The sequence below is a fragment of the Leptolyngbya sp. FACHB-321 genome (assembly GCF_014695975.1).
Taxonomy (GTDB): domain Bacteria; phylum Cyanobacteriota; class Cyanobacteriia; order Leptolyngbyales; family Leptolyngbyaceae; genus Stenomitos.
The window spans coordinates 46,298-61,922 of sequence record NZ_JACJPI010000010.1; the positions used below are offsets into that span (position 1 = coordinate 46,298).

Below are 15,625 nucleotides of genomic sequence, written 5' to 3' on the forward strand. Positions count from 1 at the left end.
AACTGCCAAATAGCTATGATGGAACCGATCGCGATCGTTGGCTTATCCTGTCTATTTCCCGGTGCCGAAACACCGGAACAATATTGGCAAAACCTGGTTGCTCAGAAAGATCTCACGTCTCTGGCAACGACAGAACAGATTGGGGTCGATCCCGATTGGTTCTATCATCGCCAAAAGGGCAAAGCGGATACGTTTTACTGTCAGCGGGGCGGCTATATCCGCGATTTTCAGTTTGATCCGACAGGCTATCGTTTAGATGCTGAATTGCTCCAGAGTCTCGATTCGATGCATCAATGGTCACTCTATGTGGCAAAGCAGGCATTACAAGATAGTGGCTATTTAGGAAGCGCAGAAACCCTGGCACAGTGTGGCGTGATTCTGGGCAACCTGTCCTTCCCGACCCGCCGTTCTCATCCCCTATTTGCCCAGATGTATCACCGGGCGTTGCAGCCCTCCCTGCAAGCGTTACTAAACTGTGATCATTTCAGATTCAATGAGAATACGAATCTACCCAATCCATTAAATGGCTTATTAGCTGGCTATCCTTCGGCATTGATTGCCCAGGCACTATCGCTATCGGGCCTGAACTTCTCTTTAGATGCGGCATGTGCGTCATCGCTATATGCTATCAAACTCGCCTGCCATTATCTTCAGACCGGTAAAGCGAACCTAATGCTGGCGGGTGCTGTGAGTGCTGCCGATCCCTTGTTTATCCACATCGGCTTTTCGATTTTTCAAGCCTATCCAGAAAACGATCGCACCTCTCCGCTTGATCGCTCCTCGCAAGGGCTGGTCGCCGGGGAAGGAGCCAGCATGGTGGTACTCAAGCGCTATGCCGATGCCGTGAAAGATGGCGATCGCATCTATGCAGCCATTCAGGGCGTTGGTCTTTCCAACGATGGCAGCGGGAAATTTGTGCTCAGTCCCAATCCTAAAGGCCAGATTTTAGCCTTCGAACGGGCATACAGCGAGGCTCAGATCAACCCCAGCCAGATTGAGTATGTGGAATGCCATGCTACGGGCACACCACTGGGAGATCGCACTGAACTCAACTCCATGGAGGCATTTTTTGGACGCACGAATACTACACCTTTGATTGGTTCAGTCAAATCGAATTTGGGGCATTTATTGACCGCAGCAGGGATGGCAAGTCTGCTGAAAGTGATTCTGGGTATGAACCATCACTCCATTCCGGCGACCCTGAATCTCACACAGCCTTTAAATTCAGAGCGAGGGAGGTTTACAGGGGAGCAAATGGTGCGATCGCTTATACCCTGGACAACCCCGATTAAACAGGCGGCGATCAGTGCCTTTGGGTTTGGCGGCACCAATGCCCATTTAATTCTGACCTCTGAGTTACTTGCGGTCGCACCTCAATCCACATCTGGTTCATCCTCTATCTCACCAAAACATTCACCTAAGAATTCACCCACTTTCAATCCAACGACCATTTTGCCGCTGGCGATCGTGGGAATGGATGCCCATTTTGGTGAATATGGCAGTCTGGATACCTTTGATCGTGCCATCTACAGCGGTATCCAATGTTTCAAACCTGTTCCCCCTCAGCGCTGGAAAGGAGTGGAATCCGATCCGGACTTGCTCAAAGTCTATGGCTTTACCAATGGTGAAGCGCCCCAGGGTGCTTATATTCAAGACTTTGAACTCGATTTTCTCCGGTTTAAGCTGCCTCCCCGTCAACAGGATCAGTTGATTCCACAACAACTCCTCGCCCTCAAGGTAGCTGATCGGGCAATTCAAGATGCCGGGTTACAACCCAGCCGTCCGGTCGCGGTGATTGTGGCCATGGGGACAGAGCTATCGCTACATCAGTATCGTGGACGTTGCGATTTGGTCTGGCAACTACAACAAAGTCTGGAACAAGCCGGACTAACGTTGACGGAAGCCCAACAAATTGAACTGGAAAAAATCACCAAAGACAGCCTCCATTCGGCAGCTGAGGTAAATCAATACACCAGTTTTATTGGGAATCTGATTGCTACCCGAATTGCCGCCCTGTGGGATTTCTCTGGGCCTGCGTTTACTCTATCGGCAGAAGAGAACTCAACCTTTCGTGCTCTGGAAGTGGCGCAATTGCTGTTAGCGGCTGGCGAAGTCGAAGCGGTGGTGATTAGTGCAATCGACCTGGCTGGAAGCTTTGAACATGTGCTCCTGAGGCAGTCCCAAAATCCGATTAATTGCGGCAGTCACACCCTCAGCTTTGATGGAAACGCGAACGGTTGGATGCTTGGTGAAGGCGCAGGCGCGGTTGTGGTCAAATCCCTGCCCACGGCACAACAGCAGGATGATCGCATCTATGCCATAGTTGACGCGATCGCCCTTGCTACCCAATCCACCCCAACGCAAGGGCAGGATGCCCCCATTGCACCGACTGCCGCAACCGTGACCCAGGCTTGCCAGCTTGCGCTGGACAATGCCGCGATCGAACCTGAACAGATTGGCTATCTGGAAGTCTGTGGGAGCGGTGTTGCGTCCACTGATACAGCGGAAATGGTTGGTCTTCTCGCTGCTTATGGTGCTGTGTCTGGAAGTACACAACCAACCTTAAGCTGTGCCTTGGGCAGTGTTAAAGCCAATATCGGACACACTTTCGTGGCAGCAGGCATGGCGAGTTTGATCAAAACCGCATTGTGTCTCCACCATCGCTATATCCCGGCGGTTCCAGCCTGGACAGCGCCCAAAGAGGGTGATCGCTGGCAGGGCAGCCCGTTCTATGTTGCCACCGACTCGCAATGCTGGTTCCTGACCCCTGAAACACCCAGACGAATCGCTGCTATCAACGGTATGGGGAACGATGGCACGGTTGCCCATTTGATTTTGTCGGAAGTCGCAAACTCAGCGCCACGTCCCAATTCTCATCTGACCCATACACCGGGCTACTTGTTACCCATCGCTGCACAAAATCAGTCTGATCTGCGATCGCGTCTGCAATCCTTACAGCAGGTGATCGTGCAAACCGCTTGCTTGAAAGCAGTGGTTCACCAAACCCTGTACCAATTCCAAACTCAGGTTCAATCCTCTCCAGCAGAGGCGCTTTACCGATTGGCGATCGTCGGTACCAGTCAGGAGACGATACTTCAGGAAATTCATCTAGCATTTGCAGGCATCACAGCAGCGTTTGAGCAGGACACCGATTGGAAGACCCCATCCGGTAGCTACTTCACAGCAAAGCCGCTGGCAAACCAAGGGCAGATTGCCTTCGTTTATCCTGGCATGGCGAGTTCTGATCTAGGCTTAGGGCGAGATCTGTTTCGGCTATTTCCTTCTCTCTACGATCGCTTCTCTGGTCTAACCAATGAAGTGACTCAGGCGATGCAGACGGATTTGATCTATCCTCGTAGCTTAGAAAAGCCAACGAATCAGGTGCTGTCTCAACAGCACGCAACATTTTTCGGGAATGGAGCCGCCATGTGTTTAAGCGGCATCAGCCTAGCGGTACTGCACAGCCTGGTTCTGCGCGAATATTTTCAGATCCAGCCCCAGGCAGCATTTGGCTACAGTCTAGGTGCTGCCAGTAGTATGCTCTTTGCGTTAGGCGTTTGGCGCGATGACCACAATCTGAGTCAAACCCTGCATGCCTCTCCGCTGTTCACCACTGACCTCTGCGGTCCCTGCGAAACCGGACGACAGGCATGGCGGGTGCCGAATTATCAGACACAATTTTGGCAATCCTATGTATTAAAGGCATCCGTCACAGAGGTTGAAGCGCTTCTCCAAGATGATCAGCGAGTCTTTATTACCTTTATCAATACTCCTAAAGAACTGGTGATTGCGGGCGATCCGGTGAAGTGCCAGCAAGTGATTCAGACCCTTCAATGTCTTGCCTTTCCAGTAAGCTTTGAGAGCGTATTGCATAGCTCGATCGTACAGTCCCAATATAACGATCTGGTGCAGCTACACCAAATTCCGGTTCATCCGGTGACCGATATTCGGTTTTATTCAGGGGTCAGTCACGCGCCAATGCCTTTGGAGCAGAATGCGATCGCACATAATTCTGCCCAGATCTGCTGTCAGGTTGTTGATTTTCCAGCACTGGTGCAGCGTGTATATGCAGATGGCGCGCGCATATTCATTGAATTGGGCACGGGAAATTCCTGCTCACGCTGGACTTCGGAAATTTTACAGGCGCAGCCTCATGTAGCACTGTCGGTCAGTCTCAAGAAAAACGATGATCAGACAGGGCTGTTGCGCCTGTTGGCGCAGTTGATCAGTCATGGTGTAGCCCTCGATCTAGCACCGCTTTATGCAACTTCAAGCACAGAAAGCGATTTGACGCGATCGCTAATCAAAACCGTGACACTCGGCGGCGAGCGCCTCAGTGATACTCTTTTGAGCACAGACCATCGCCAATTCTTTCAATCTACCCAAACACCTTTGGAACCCCCAAAATTCACCATTATGCAACCACAAGATCCGCACCTAAAAAACTTTAGAATTCTGCAATTGCAACTGGTGAATGCCCAACAATTCACATCAAATCAATCAGCAACTACTGGCTTATTATCACAGAGTCAAGACCCTCAGATTGATCTGAGTCAAACCAATGCAGACGGAAACCAAGCAGCGGTGGTGAACGCACTGGAAACCCTGACCCAGAAACCTGAAAAAGCCAAAGATGCCATTTGGGATGAAGCAGATCTTCTGGAATTTGCTGAGGGGAACATTGCGAATGTGTTTGGCGCAGATTATGCCATTATCGATACTTACTCCCGACGGGTTCGATTGCCCATGCCACCGTATTTGCTGGTTAGTCGCGTGACTCAACTGAAGGCACAGCGCGGAGAGTTTAACCCCTCCTCCATGACTACCGAATACGATATTCCCCTGAATGCACAGTATTCTGTTGATGGTCAGATTTCCTGGGCAGTGGCGGTGGAATCTGGGCAGTGTGATTTGTTGTTGATTAGCTATCTAGGAATTGATTTTGAGAACAAAGGCAATTTAGTGTACCGCTTGTTAGATTGCACTATCACCTTCCTGGATGATTTGCCCAAAGACGGAGAAACGCTCCGTTACGATATTCAAATTAATTCTTTTGCTCGTAACGGTAAGAACCTGTTGTTCTTCTTCAGCTACAACTGTTTTGTCGGTGACAAGATGGTGATCAAAATGGATGGTGGCTGTGCTGGCTTCTTCTCTAATGAACAATTGCAGCAGGGGAAAGGAGTCATCTACTCGGCAAAAGAATTACACCAGCGCCAGCAAATCCAAAAGCAGTATTTCAATCCATTATTGATTTGCCAGAAGACGACGTTCAATTACAGCGATTTACTCAATCTATCAAGCGGTAACATTGCCGCTTGCTTTGGCAAACACTACTGGCAAGATCAACGCAATCCATCCCTCCGGTTGCCTGGAGGGAGTTTTCTTATGCTCGATCGGATTGCTTCGGTGGAGCCAACGAGCGGTGCCTGGGGCTTAGGGATAGTTGTTGGAGAGAAGGATTTGCATCCTGAGGATTGGTATTTTCCCTGCCATTTTAAGGACGATCAGGTGATGGCTGGCTCTCTGATGGCGGAGGGTTGTGGGCAACTTTTGCAGTTTTACATGCTGTATTTAGGCTTGCAACTCTGCACACTCGACGCTCGCTTTCAACCGCTGCCAGGAGTGGGTCAGGTGGTGCGCTGTCGTGGACAGGTCACCCCCACAACAGGAGTGCTCACCTACCGGATGGAAGTGACCGAGATTGGCTTTAACCCCAAACCGTTTATCCGTTGCGATGTTGAAATTATTCTTAACAGCAAGGTGATCGTTCACTTCAAAGATCTGGGTTTGCAACTGTCTGAGAAAAATTCTGCCCAGGCGATCGCTCCAGAGCAATTCTTGAGTTTAGCGCCCTATCCAGCCCAAGCACCCCGCAAACCGGCATTGCTCACTGAAGACCAAATTGCGGAATTCTGTACTGGGGAATTAGCCAAGTGCTTCGGGTCAGAATATGCCATTTACGACCAAGGAACTGTTAAAGCATCACGGATGCCGAACACACACTTGAATGTCGTCAGCCGCATTCTTGCAGTGGAAGGTGCACGGCATCAGATTACGAAAGGTTCGGCGATCGTGACGGAATATGATGTTCCGCTCAACCCCTGGTACTATCGCCAAAACGCTGCCCCAACATTGCCCTATTCAATTTTGATGGAAATGGCATTGCAACCCTGTGGGTTTCTCTCGGCATATCTGGGCACGACGTTGATGTTCCCAGATAAGAGTCTTTATTTTCGCAATCTGGATGGTAAAGGGCATGTGCTGAAGGACATTGATCTGAGAGGAAAAACGATTACCAACCGATCGATATTGCTCTCCTCCAGCAATGTTCAGGGCATGATTATTCAAAACTTTGAGTTTCAAATGCACTGTGAAGGGGAGTTGTTTTATACAGGCACTGCCGCTTTTGGACACTTCAGCCCTGAAGCATTGGCAAATCAGGTGGGACTTGATCGCGGTCAAACAGTGTCTCCCTGGCATGAAGTAACGGATCATCATCTGCCTGTGATTATGCGATCGCTTGAAACTCCTGAAAGTCGAGCTAAGTTTTATCGCGTTGATCTCGAACGCCCGCACTATCGTCTCGCAGCGCACCAACTGGATCTCTTGCACCAAGTGACGCTGATCCCCAATGGTGGTTTGCACAATAAGGGGTATATTTTTGCCCAGAAGCAAGTACACCCCAGTGATTGGTTTTTCAAGTGCCACTTCAAAGATGATCCAGTTATGCCAGGTTCTCTGGGGATTGAAGCCATGCTACAAGCCATGCAGGTCTATGCCTTAGAGATGGATCTCGGGAAACATCTGAAATCACCCACCTTTAAACCATTAATCGATCATGCAACCATCTGGCGATATCGCGGGCAAATTCTCCACGGGCAAATAGACATGAGCCTGGAAGTTCATCTAACACAAGTTGAGACAGCCTCTGATCACGTCATCATAGTGGGTGATGCGAGTTTATGGAGATCAAAACTGAGAATCTATGAGGTGAAAAATCTTGCTATCATGCTGTGTTAACGTGATTCTCCAACGAAAGCGCACTAACGGCAAAGGCGCAAGAAACGAGAGACAGAGGGCAATCGGTTGTAGTGTAAGTAGCAAGGCAATGCTCTTACAGCCAAAACCGCTAGAACAATGGTGCGCGTTCGCCCGTTGTGAGTTTGGTTCTAGAAGCTTGAGTGAAAGGCACTGGTGAAAAGGGGCAGTTCCTTTATTCCGTTTTGGAGAATCCAACATTCGCTGCTTCCGGGTGAGGCATTTGTGAATGAGCAAAAGCTCTAGTGCCACTGGCAAATGAGTGGCGTCAGCTTGCAAGGCTAGAACGCTGGTCTAGAGGGATACTGACCCATGGCACTACTCGTTTGCTAATAGCGCTACATCTTCGGCTCATGCACAGGTATTGAGTGCTTTAGTTCAACTTGGCTCTGCTGCCTTTACCCAGTTGTTGGAGGCAGCATGGTTGATGAAGTGCTATCGTGCAACAATGAGCACTGTATGGCGGAGCGTCGACCGATGGGCTCAAGGCAGCGAGTTCGCAAGCAAATAGACGAAGTCTCCAGTCGTTACCGCCATGAGATGAATCGGCAGTTGAAACTTGAACTACACAGCCTTGAGGAAAGGCCAGACTTGAACCAGGGTAGCAAGTAGGCACCCTAACGGAGAAGTACCAAGCAGCAAGAGTGAAGCTGAAGCCTGAAGCCTTTGAAGCGTGACACTGACACTATGAATCGTTCTTTTCCACCAGAGCTTCAACGAGCAATTCTGCAAAGCTTGCAGGCAAGCGCTGCTCAAATGGGGCAGCCGCTGCCCGATGTTATAGCAGAACAGCTGTATCAAGACGCCAAGGCCCTGCTGGCTCATCTCTCCCATGAGCCTCTCACCTTAGCGCGGGTAGCAGGCACACTGCTCGTGTACCGCGTGCAGGACACCGAACTGGAAGAATTAGAGTGGTTCAAAGCTCAAGTGCAGCAATGCTCCAGTGATGAAGCGATTGAGGAACTCATCGAGTCCATGCATCGGGTTGACGCGCTGTAGCCCAAGGTTCTTTGCCTTACAAGTGAATGTCCTGGCAAGCCTCATCCTGCCATAGTACCGTCAACTTAACGGAGCAGCATCGGCATGAAGCACGATCGTCTTTAAAGCTTCAGCGTGGCTCAAGACCATGAAGCAGGTTTCGTGCCAGCGCTTGCTCGCCCATCGACGAGTTGTTGGCGTTGCTGTGCTCGGTATAGCCTTGCAAGATGACGCCAGATTTTTGCTCATTCACAACAGTACGGTACTCTGGTAGAGCAAAGTTGCCAGTACTAACTAGCGCACGGACATAACAGGGGAGGAAACAAGAGCCGCTTCATTGGCACATAAACCGGGCGTGGCCAACGGAGCAAGCGGTAACGACCACAGAAGCAGCAAGCCAGTGGTTCTCAGTGTGACGAGCCAACTGAGGCAGAAGCACTTTTGTTCCATTGTGTTGTTTCCGCAATCGGTGTGGTGACCAAACCAAAGGCTTTAACGGTAATTGCATTGTAAGGCGCTAGCAGTAGCCGTTATGGTGAAACTTGAGTAGCAACAAGCGAGCACTCTGATCGTTACTCAGCAGTACCTAAAAGTGAACCAAACAGCGTTGGTCGTAAGAGTCATGCTGTCCTTTCTACTATGAACACAGTGACGGGTTTCACCATTGACGGTGCCAGCTCTACAGACCTAGACGACGCGGTTTGGGTCGAGGCAGACGGCAACAACACGCGCGTGCAAGTACACATTGCTGACGTCGCGAGCAAAGTGCCACAGGATAGCTTTCTCGACCGTCAGGCACTCAAGCGTGGCGAAACAGCGTACCTGCCAACGACCCGTAAACCACTGTTCCCACACAGCCTGGAAGCGTCGCTGAGTCTGTTGCCGTTGGTGGAACGAGCCGTACTTACGGTAGACATACTCGTTGACCCACAGGGCGAACTGCTGGACATGCAGCTCAGTGAAAGCGTGTTGGTGAGTCAGGAGCAGTTCAGCTACGAAGCCGTTGAGGGCGTACTGAGAGGCGCACCACATCACTTGCAACCCCAATTGCAACTGTTAGAACGTGTGACGGGACTACTAGCCTTGCAACGGCAGCAGCAGGGGGCTGTGTTTGGTCGCACCGTCGGGACCAACTACGTTGACGAAGACGGTCGCGTGGTCACGCAAAGTCTGCGGTCACAGCAAATCATTGCCGAACTCATGATCTTGACCAACCGGGTCGTTTCAGAATTTATGCGTGATCACAAGTACGAGTGGCTCTACCGCACACACGACTACCGTGACTTGAGCGAGCTACCGGCTGAGCGACAGCAGTTTGTGCAGGAGTTGAAGGCAATCGCTGACGACGAGCAACTGAGACGAGCACTCGCAAGCCACTACGACCGTGCGCGGTACAGTCCTGAAGCAAAGCCACACGTGGGACTAGGTTTAGCGGTTTATGCACATACGACCTCGCCCATTCGACGGTACGCTGACCTGGTGAACCAACGGTTGTTGAAGGCAGCGTTACACGGTCAACCAGTGCCGTACACGCCTGCGGTGCTGACTGACATAGCCACGCAACTGACAGCGCTGCAACACGACAAGCGTGACCAGAAAAACGCGTGGTACAGAGAGCAACGACGCACTGAAGTCGCGCAACAAGTGCAGCAGACTGACCTGTCAAAGTTGTCGCCAGAGTTGTTTAGTAAGGCCTTGAAGCAGGGTGTGCTTGACGGTCAGTGGCAGGCGTTAGAACAGACGCTACTGCAACGGCTAGCAGACGGCACGCTCACTACGGTGGACTTCTACCAGGTGTTGGTAGTCATACCCAACACGCCTGAGAGCGTGAGCTTCAAGCTGCAAGTTTGGGCAGCGATCGCTGACAACTCCATGAGCCTGCAAGTCCTGAACCTGGTCCGTACTCACTGGAAGCCAACGACTACAGTTGAGTTCCAAGAGCAAAGTACACCAGACGGTTGGGCAGCGCTCTGTGTGGTGACCCAGGAAGGCAAAGAGCAGTGTGCGACTGTCTGGTCAGTGGCTCAACGTAAAGCGTTGGCACAGCAGGAGTCTGCGTACCGCTGGCTAGAGGCGTGGGTCTGGGGCGAGCTGGTGACACCAGCACAGGCAGCGTTACCAGAGGCAAAACCAGTCTTGCCGGTTGAGACCGGACGTCCCGCACCAGAACTGTTACTATCCACGCACCAGACACCGGACTACGTCAGTGCGCTTAACCAATACGCCCAGCGCTTGGGTGTGCCGTTGCCGTCGTACAGCTTTGCACCAGCCTGCGCGCCCAACGGTTTGTTCCAATGCGTCTGTGAGTGCCTTGACCTTGTGGGCAAGGGCGAGGGCACAAGCAAAAAGCAAGCCAAACACAAAGCGGCTCAGAGTGTGTGGGTGCAGGTGGAGAGCAGTGCTGCGACAGAACGATAGCCCAGCCGTTGCAAAGCTTTGAGCCACACCAACACGCTGAGTTGTCTGCTGCCCGTGCAGGCTTCAGCTTGAGCAAAGGCTACTGCAGTAGCCCTTGGCGTATACAGTGCGTCCCATTCTATTGATGTCAGTGAAGACTTGAAAGTGGGATAAGCTGTGTGTTCTAGTGCGTGTCTTAAAATTCCAGCAAAAGCTCTGGAGGCAAATCGAGAATGCCAATAACCCTCTCATCTCTATGAGAAGGAAGCCGCTCAGGTACGCTCTGCATCATGAGTCGGTGCATTCACACACAACCATAGATTTTTAAGTACAATCACTCAAGTTCGATTTCAGCTTTTCAGGATTGATTTGAAATTGAATGCTCGGTGTTTTTCTTTTCCCAGATAGCTCTTGCGCACCAAGAACATACCCCTCTTGCTGCAATTCCTCAACAGTGCGCCAGAAAATTTGATTATTTCGTGAGGAATTACTTCCTAGCAAATCAAGATTTTTGAACAAGTATTGTTTAGAAATCGCTAGATACTGACCCTCTCGCGGGGAATCCCACTTGAGTCGGCTTGCAAGATAAATCAATAGTTTGGTTCTATAGTCATTTTTAGTATTACTACCAAGTTTTTGAGTCACTTCGACATCGCCAGCAAACAAGACGTAATCACCAGTACGGCTCGGTCCTTCAAAGAACTCTAAAGAGACTGTGTAAGAATCAGCTAATTCATAAGTGTAGTCAGCAGCTTTTACGAGATCAAAGTCGCGTGAGAGGTTTTCGATCTTGTAGCTTCGGATACGCAAGATACTCTTGATAATTACCTCTGCTCCAATTTTATTGCCTTCCCTAAGAGACTTCGCTAAAACTAATTCGACTCGATGCAGCGCCACAAGGTCACGGTTTAATTGCGAGCGCACTTTGGCATGAAAACTACCACCCTTGGCACGTGAATAACCGAGGCTTTCCAGTAAGTCATTTGAGCGGAAAGTCACTACTGGGCCATTGTTTTGCTCAGCTGCGAGCTTGTAGAGATACAGTACAATCCCAACCTGCCGAGGGTTGAGAAAAGTCAAAAGTGCCATGAAGAGGCGCTGAATCCGACGATCCTGTATTTTTTCAAGCCCTTTACCAATGCCTTGAGCGACCAGAGCCGGAAGGTCAAGGCTATCATACTGCTGCTTTAGTTCTTCCCACTCGTCAATCGTCAGATCCTCAAGTGGAACCCGCCGCGTCACTGCAACTTCACCAGCATCATTCGCATCTGCCTCAACCCGCATCTCTAGATAGTACCCATCCCCATCGGAACGTAGAATGGGCAATCGGACATCTGGATTATTGACTGATGCTGCAGCTCTAGGCAGGACCATGAGCAACTGTCCATCGACTGGGAAAGTCAGATCTTTTTCACTCAAAGTCATAAGGATAGAGGAGTAAGCATGGAGGAATTCTACTAGAGATACCGAGTTTCGATCCGATACACCTTAGATCTGTTTTACAGGTTCTATCACTCCGGCGTATGTTTTTGCTCTCATGTTCTATCACTCCCACGTATAGATTGGTCTATCACGCCGACGTATTGTTTAAGCAAGATCTATCACTCCGGCGTACAAAAGGGTCTATCACTCTCGCGTATAAATCTGGGCGGGGCTACCTATGCAAACCTACTTTCTGTAGTTACTAAGAGAACTGTTCTATCACTCTCGCGTATCAATTGGTCTATCACACCGAAGGAGACAGCAGCTCTGTCCTATCACTCCCGCGTATAGATAGCTCTATCACTCCTGCGTATTGCTGTTCTATCACTCCCGCGTAAAGTGCTGGTATGAATAAATTCAGCACGTTTTGTGAAGAGAGTTTCGGTGTTTAATGAATGGCATCTACCTCCAATGCGTCTGTTTCTAGAGGTAGCAAAGAAGGTTAAGTTCAGTTGCGTGGAGGTTTACATGCCATGATCCATGGCTGCACCTAAATCATATAGAAGTGAATTTGGTTTAATCCGCCAAGGAATATCGTTTTAAAGTCACGAAGAAACCGGGACAGAGCCTCGCCAAAGTCTCAATTATCCCGGCTTCCTGCGCTTTAGTTGAAGAAACAGCCATTTCTTCAGCTAAGTTTGTGTATCTGCATCATAGCAGTTCTGATGATTTACCAAGCAATAGTGTTTGCCAGAGATATTAAGAATACCTCTGGCAGGATTTTGTTGGCTTACTAAGCAATCATTTTGTTGCAGTAAATTTTCAGGTAAGCAGGAAACCGTGGTGAAGCGGGTCTAAAGAGAGTTATCTGAACCGGTTCCATTGAAATGGAGCCGTTATGACCATTGCTCAATCAACTACCTGTTTTCGCTACATCCAGGATTGGAGTGATCACTTCCTGCGACTCTTTCCGCATCGTTTCGATTTCATTTGGGCAGAACATTCAAGTCCGAGTGCTGAAGTTGAGTGGAAAACTGAAAGTCGTCATCCCTTAAGTGATCGTCTCATCCAACAAGGTGCTTATCTCTTTGGTGTTCGCTTTGGTGCAGAGACAAGCTACTGCTTGCTTGACGTTGACACTGGCAGCGCCTATCACCCTAACAATGATCCATTTGCCCTTTCCCGTATTGTTGCGGCACTAGAACCATTGGGACTAGTAAGTCCTGTAGCTTGCACGTCTAGTTACAGCGGTGGTTTACATCTCTACTTTCCCTTTCAGTACCCTCAGAGTTCTTGGCAATTGGCGATCGCGCTTGCCTGTCTACTCGAAAATGCTGGCTTCAAACTCCAACCGGGACAACTCGAAGTCTTTCCCAATCCCAAACCCTACTCAACTGATAACGTTCCTAGTCTCTTCAACGCCCATAGACTTCCACTTCAAGCAGGCTCCTACTTACTCAATGAAGCATTTGAGCCAATCTGGAGTGATACCTGCACATTCACTAGCCAATGGCAGCTGGCACAACAGCGGAATGATCTTGCTAGCAGAACACTCAAACAAATCCTGAAGCAAGCTAAACGCAAGCATTTTGGCGTTTCAGGCAAAGCAGAGAAGTTTGTCAATGACTTGAACGCTGAGATTGAACTTGGTTGGACTGGCAGTGGTCAAACCAATCGGCTCTTAGGGCGCATTACGATGCGAGCCTACATTTTTCACCATGTGCTTTCGGGTGGAGCACCCTTAGTAGGCACGGCACTGGTGAGTGAGATTGTCGAAACGGCACAAGCACTCCCAGGTTATAGCGAGTGGTGCCGTCATCAACATGAAATTACACACCGTGCTGAGGAATGGGCACACTGCATTGAGGGGAGCCACTACTTCCACTTTGGCGATCAACTGAAAAAACCAAAGCCAGATTTTCAAGATCCAGTACTCACAGCCGCGATCGAGCAAGCTCCGTCTTGGAATCAACGCCGAGCGGCAGCAACCAGAGACCTCATCCGCCGAGCCATAGCAACTTTACTAGAGCAAAATGCTCTGCCAGTGAGACCTACCGCCCGCTTTCAAGCACTATTGAAATTTGGCATCGGTGGAGCATCCCTGTATCGACACCGTGACCTATGGCATCCCAGTCATTTTGGACTTGACTCAAACCAAACGGTAGCAGATGTCTTTACCGTGCCTGTGGAAAACCCCCCAGACCCCCCAAGCAGCAAAACGGACAGCCAGTTAGATTGCTTTGATGAAGCATCTAACTGGCTCAGTCCTCCAAGCTTATTATCTGACAATGATGGTAATAAGCCTTCTGGCAAGGCTTTGAGCGATCTTTGCACCATGCTTACTTCTGTAGTGGACAGTAATCACTCGGTAGAACCTGACGTCTATCAGGTCATTGCAGAGGCACAGCAAGTTGTACGAGATGCTCAGCCACTTTCACTGAACGACAGCGGACAACAAGAACCCTTTCAAGCAGTGGCTCGAAGTGCTCGAGCACAGCAGCTTAAAGCTGAGGCAGCTAACCAAAGGCAAAGAACCCGGATGCAGGCATTCTTAAACTCGGGCGATCCTATTTTGGTGGCAGAGGCACTGGCATGGATACAAGTGAATCCAGGTGTCTTGGAGGTTAGTCAGCTACAGCTTGATCTGTTAACCAAACACCAGTCAGAAGCGACATTCATCGAGCGCTCCGTCTTGCTGGCTGCGGTCGAATCACAAAGGCAGCGCTTGACTTGGTCAGAGCAACAAGTAGTGCATGATCTCCAGCAGCGTTTCGGCAAGAGCAGTTTAGCTACGCTGAGTGATCTGGAGTTACAGCACTGGTTAAAGCTGTTGAAGCAGACACCAATTGATCAACGAAGGCGAACGGTTGATTAAAGGCAACGGTCTAATGCCTTTTCCTGCGGGCTGGGGGGAGGCATCCAGCTGTTGACAGAAGCACCGCACTTTTGTCCTGGCAAAACGACTTTTTACCGAAGAAACTATGCCTAAGCGTCTCAACTTCGACAAACTCCGTGAGTCACTCCAGCAACTTAGCTTGGAACAGGCAAGGCAACTCCACACAGATCTAAGCGCCATCGTGCAAGCTCTAGAGCAGAAAGCTGCAAGCTCAGCAACGGTTACGGCAAACAGGCAGGAGGTTCTGGAAACCAGAAATATAGGCGATCGCCTTTATCAGTTAGAGCGCATACGCTGTGGCAAAGTCGGCTGTAAGTGTGCTGGCGAGCATGGCGAGTTGCATGGTCCCTACTGGTATGCCTATTGGCGAGATAATGAGAAGCTGAGAAGTCGTTATGTGGGTAAGCGATTGCGGCAAGTGGAATGAAGTCAGCACCCCGCACTGAAGTGACGGGGCTTCGTGCCTCTAACGACAGTTAGCTGACCAGCCTCAGTCTTTACTGACTACGTTTTCAGGGTCATGACACCGATAGATGCTTTCCAGTCTGTTGCTCTGTCGTCAGCCGTCAAACAGCTTTACGAGGGGTAAGGCAGTGCGGCTGACCGAACAAGCGACTGCCCTTAGTCGAGTAATTAGTTCTTATGTACAAACCGTTGTTTCTTATGTAAGTACCGTTGCAGAAGTGGAACAGTAGGAGTACATCACTTTGTACATAAGATTTTGTTGTTTGTACATAAGAAACGTGTAAGCAGCTTTGGCGACAGCACTTGACGTGGAAACCCTCAAAACAATGATGAATGCTGCTAATTTCTTATGTACAAAGGGTCTTTTTCTTATGTACAGAGGGTCTTTTCTTGCAGTCAACTTGTACATAAGATTTTGTTTTTTGT

Annotated in this window: 7 protein-coding genes; 5 read left to right on the forward strand and 2 right to left on the reverse strand. The window is 49.8% G+C overall.

Features of this window, described 5'->3' with window-relative positions; genetic code table 11:
* Positions 1 to 15 precede the first annotated feature (15 nt).
* Together H6F76_RS00575 and H6F76_RS00580 are read left to right on the forward strand one after the other, a co-directional pair.
* Positions 16 to 7,023, forward strand: coding sequence for a PfaB family protein (locus H6F76_RS00575; protein ID WP_199321836.1), 7,008 nt, complete (start codon positions 16 to 18; stop codon positions 7,021 to 7,023).
* Between the two features lie 705 nt (positions 7,024 to 7,728).
* Positions 7,729 to 8,040, forward strand: a complete 312-nt coding sequence (locus H6F76_RS00580) for a hypothetical protein (RefSeq protein ID WP_190505021.1) — start codon at positions 7,729 to 7,731, stop codon at positions 8,038 to 8,040.
* 109 nt (positions 8,041 to 8,149) lie between these two features.
* Here the strand turns inward: H6F76_RS00580 and H6F76_RS30790 are convergent, their stop codons facing one another.
* Positions 8,150 to 8,272 (reverse strand): hypothetical protein, encoded by a 123-nt coding sequence (locus tag H6F76_RS30790; protein WP_277881160.1) that lies wholly within the window; start codon positions 8,270 to 8,272, stop codon positions 8,150 to 8,152.
* 395 nt (positions 8,273 to 8,667) lie between these two features.
* On the opposite strand from H6F76_RS30790, the gene H6F76_RS00585 reads away from it, so the two are divergent.
* On the forward strand, positions 8,668 to 10,437 hold the full coding sequence (locus H6F76_RS00585; RefSeq protein ID WP_206754305.1) for an RNB domain-containing ribonuclease: 1,770 nt from the start codon (positions 8,668 to 8,670) through the stop codon (positions 10,435 to 10,437).
* Positions 10,438 to 10,740: 303 nt separating this feature from the next.
* Here H6F76_RS00585 and H6F76_RS00590 read toward each other — a convergent pair whose 3' ends face one another.
* A complete protein-coding gene (locus H6F76_RS00590; RefSeq protein WP_190505025.1) occupies positions 10,741 to 11,841 on the reverse strand; it encodes a hypothetical protein in 1,101 nt (366 codons plus the stop codon).
* Positions 11,842 to 12,736: 895 nt separating this feature from the next.
* On the opposite strand from H6F76_RS00590, the gene H6F76_RS00595 reads away from it, so the two are divergent.
* The gene (locus H6F76_RS00595; protein WP_190505027.1) at positions 12,737 to 14,713 is read left to right on the forward strand and encodes a hypothetical protein; all 1,977 of its coding nucleotides are present in this window, start codon (positions 12,737 to 12,739) and stop codon (positions 14,711 to 14,713) included.
* Positions 14,714 to 14,819: 106 nt separating this feature from the next.
* Positions 14,820 to 15,161 (forward strand): DUF6788 family protein, encoded by a 342-nt coding sequence (locus H6F76_RS00600; RefSeq protein WP_190505029.1) that lies wholly within the window; start codon positions 14,820 to 14,822, stop codon positions 15,159 to 15,161.
* Positions 15,162 to 15,625 lie beyond the last annotated feature (464 nt).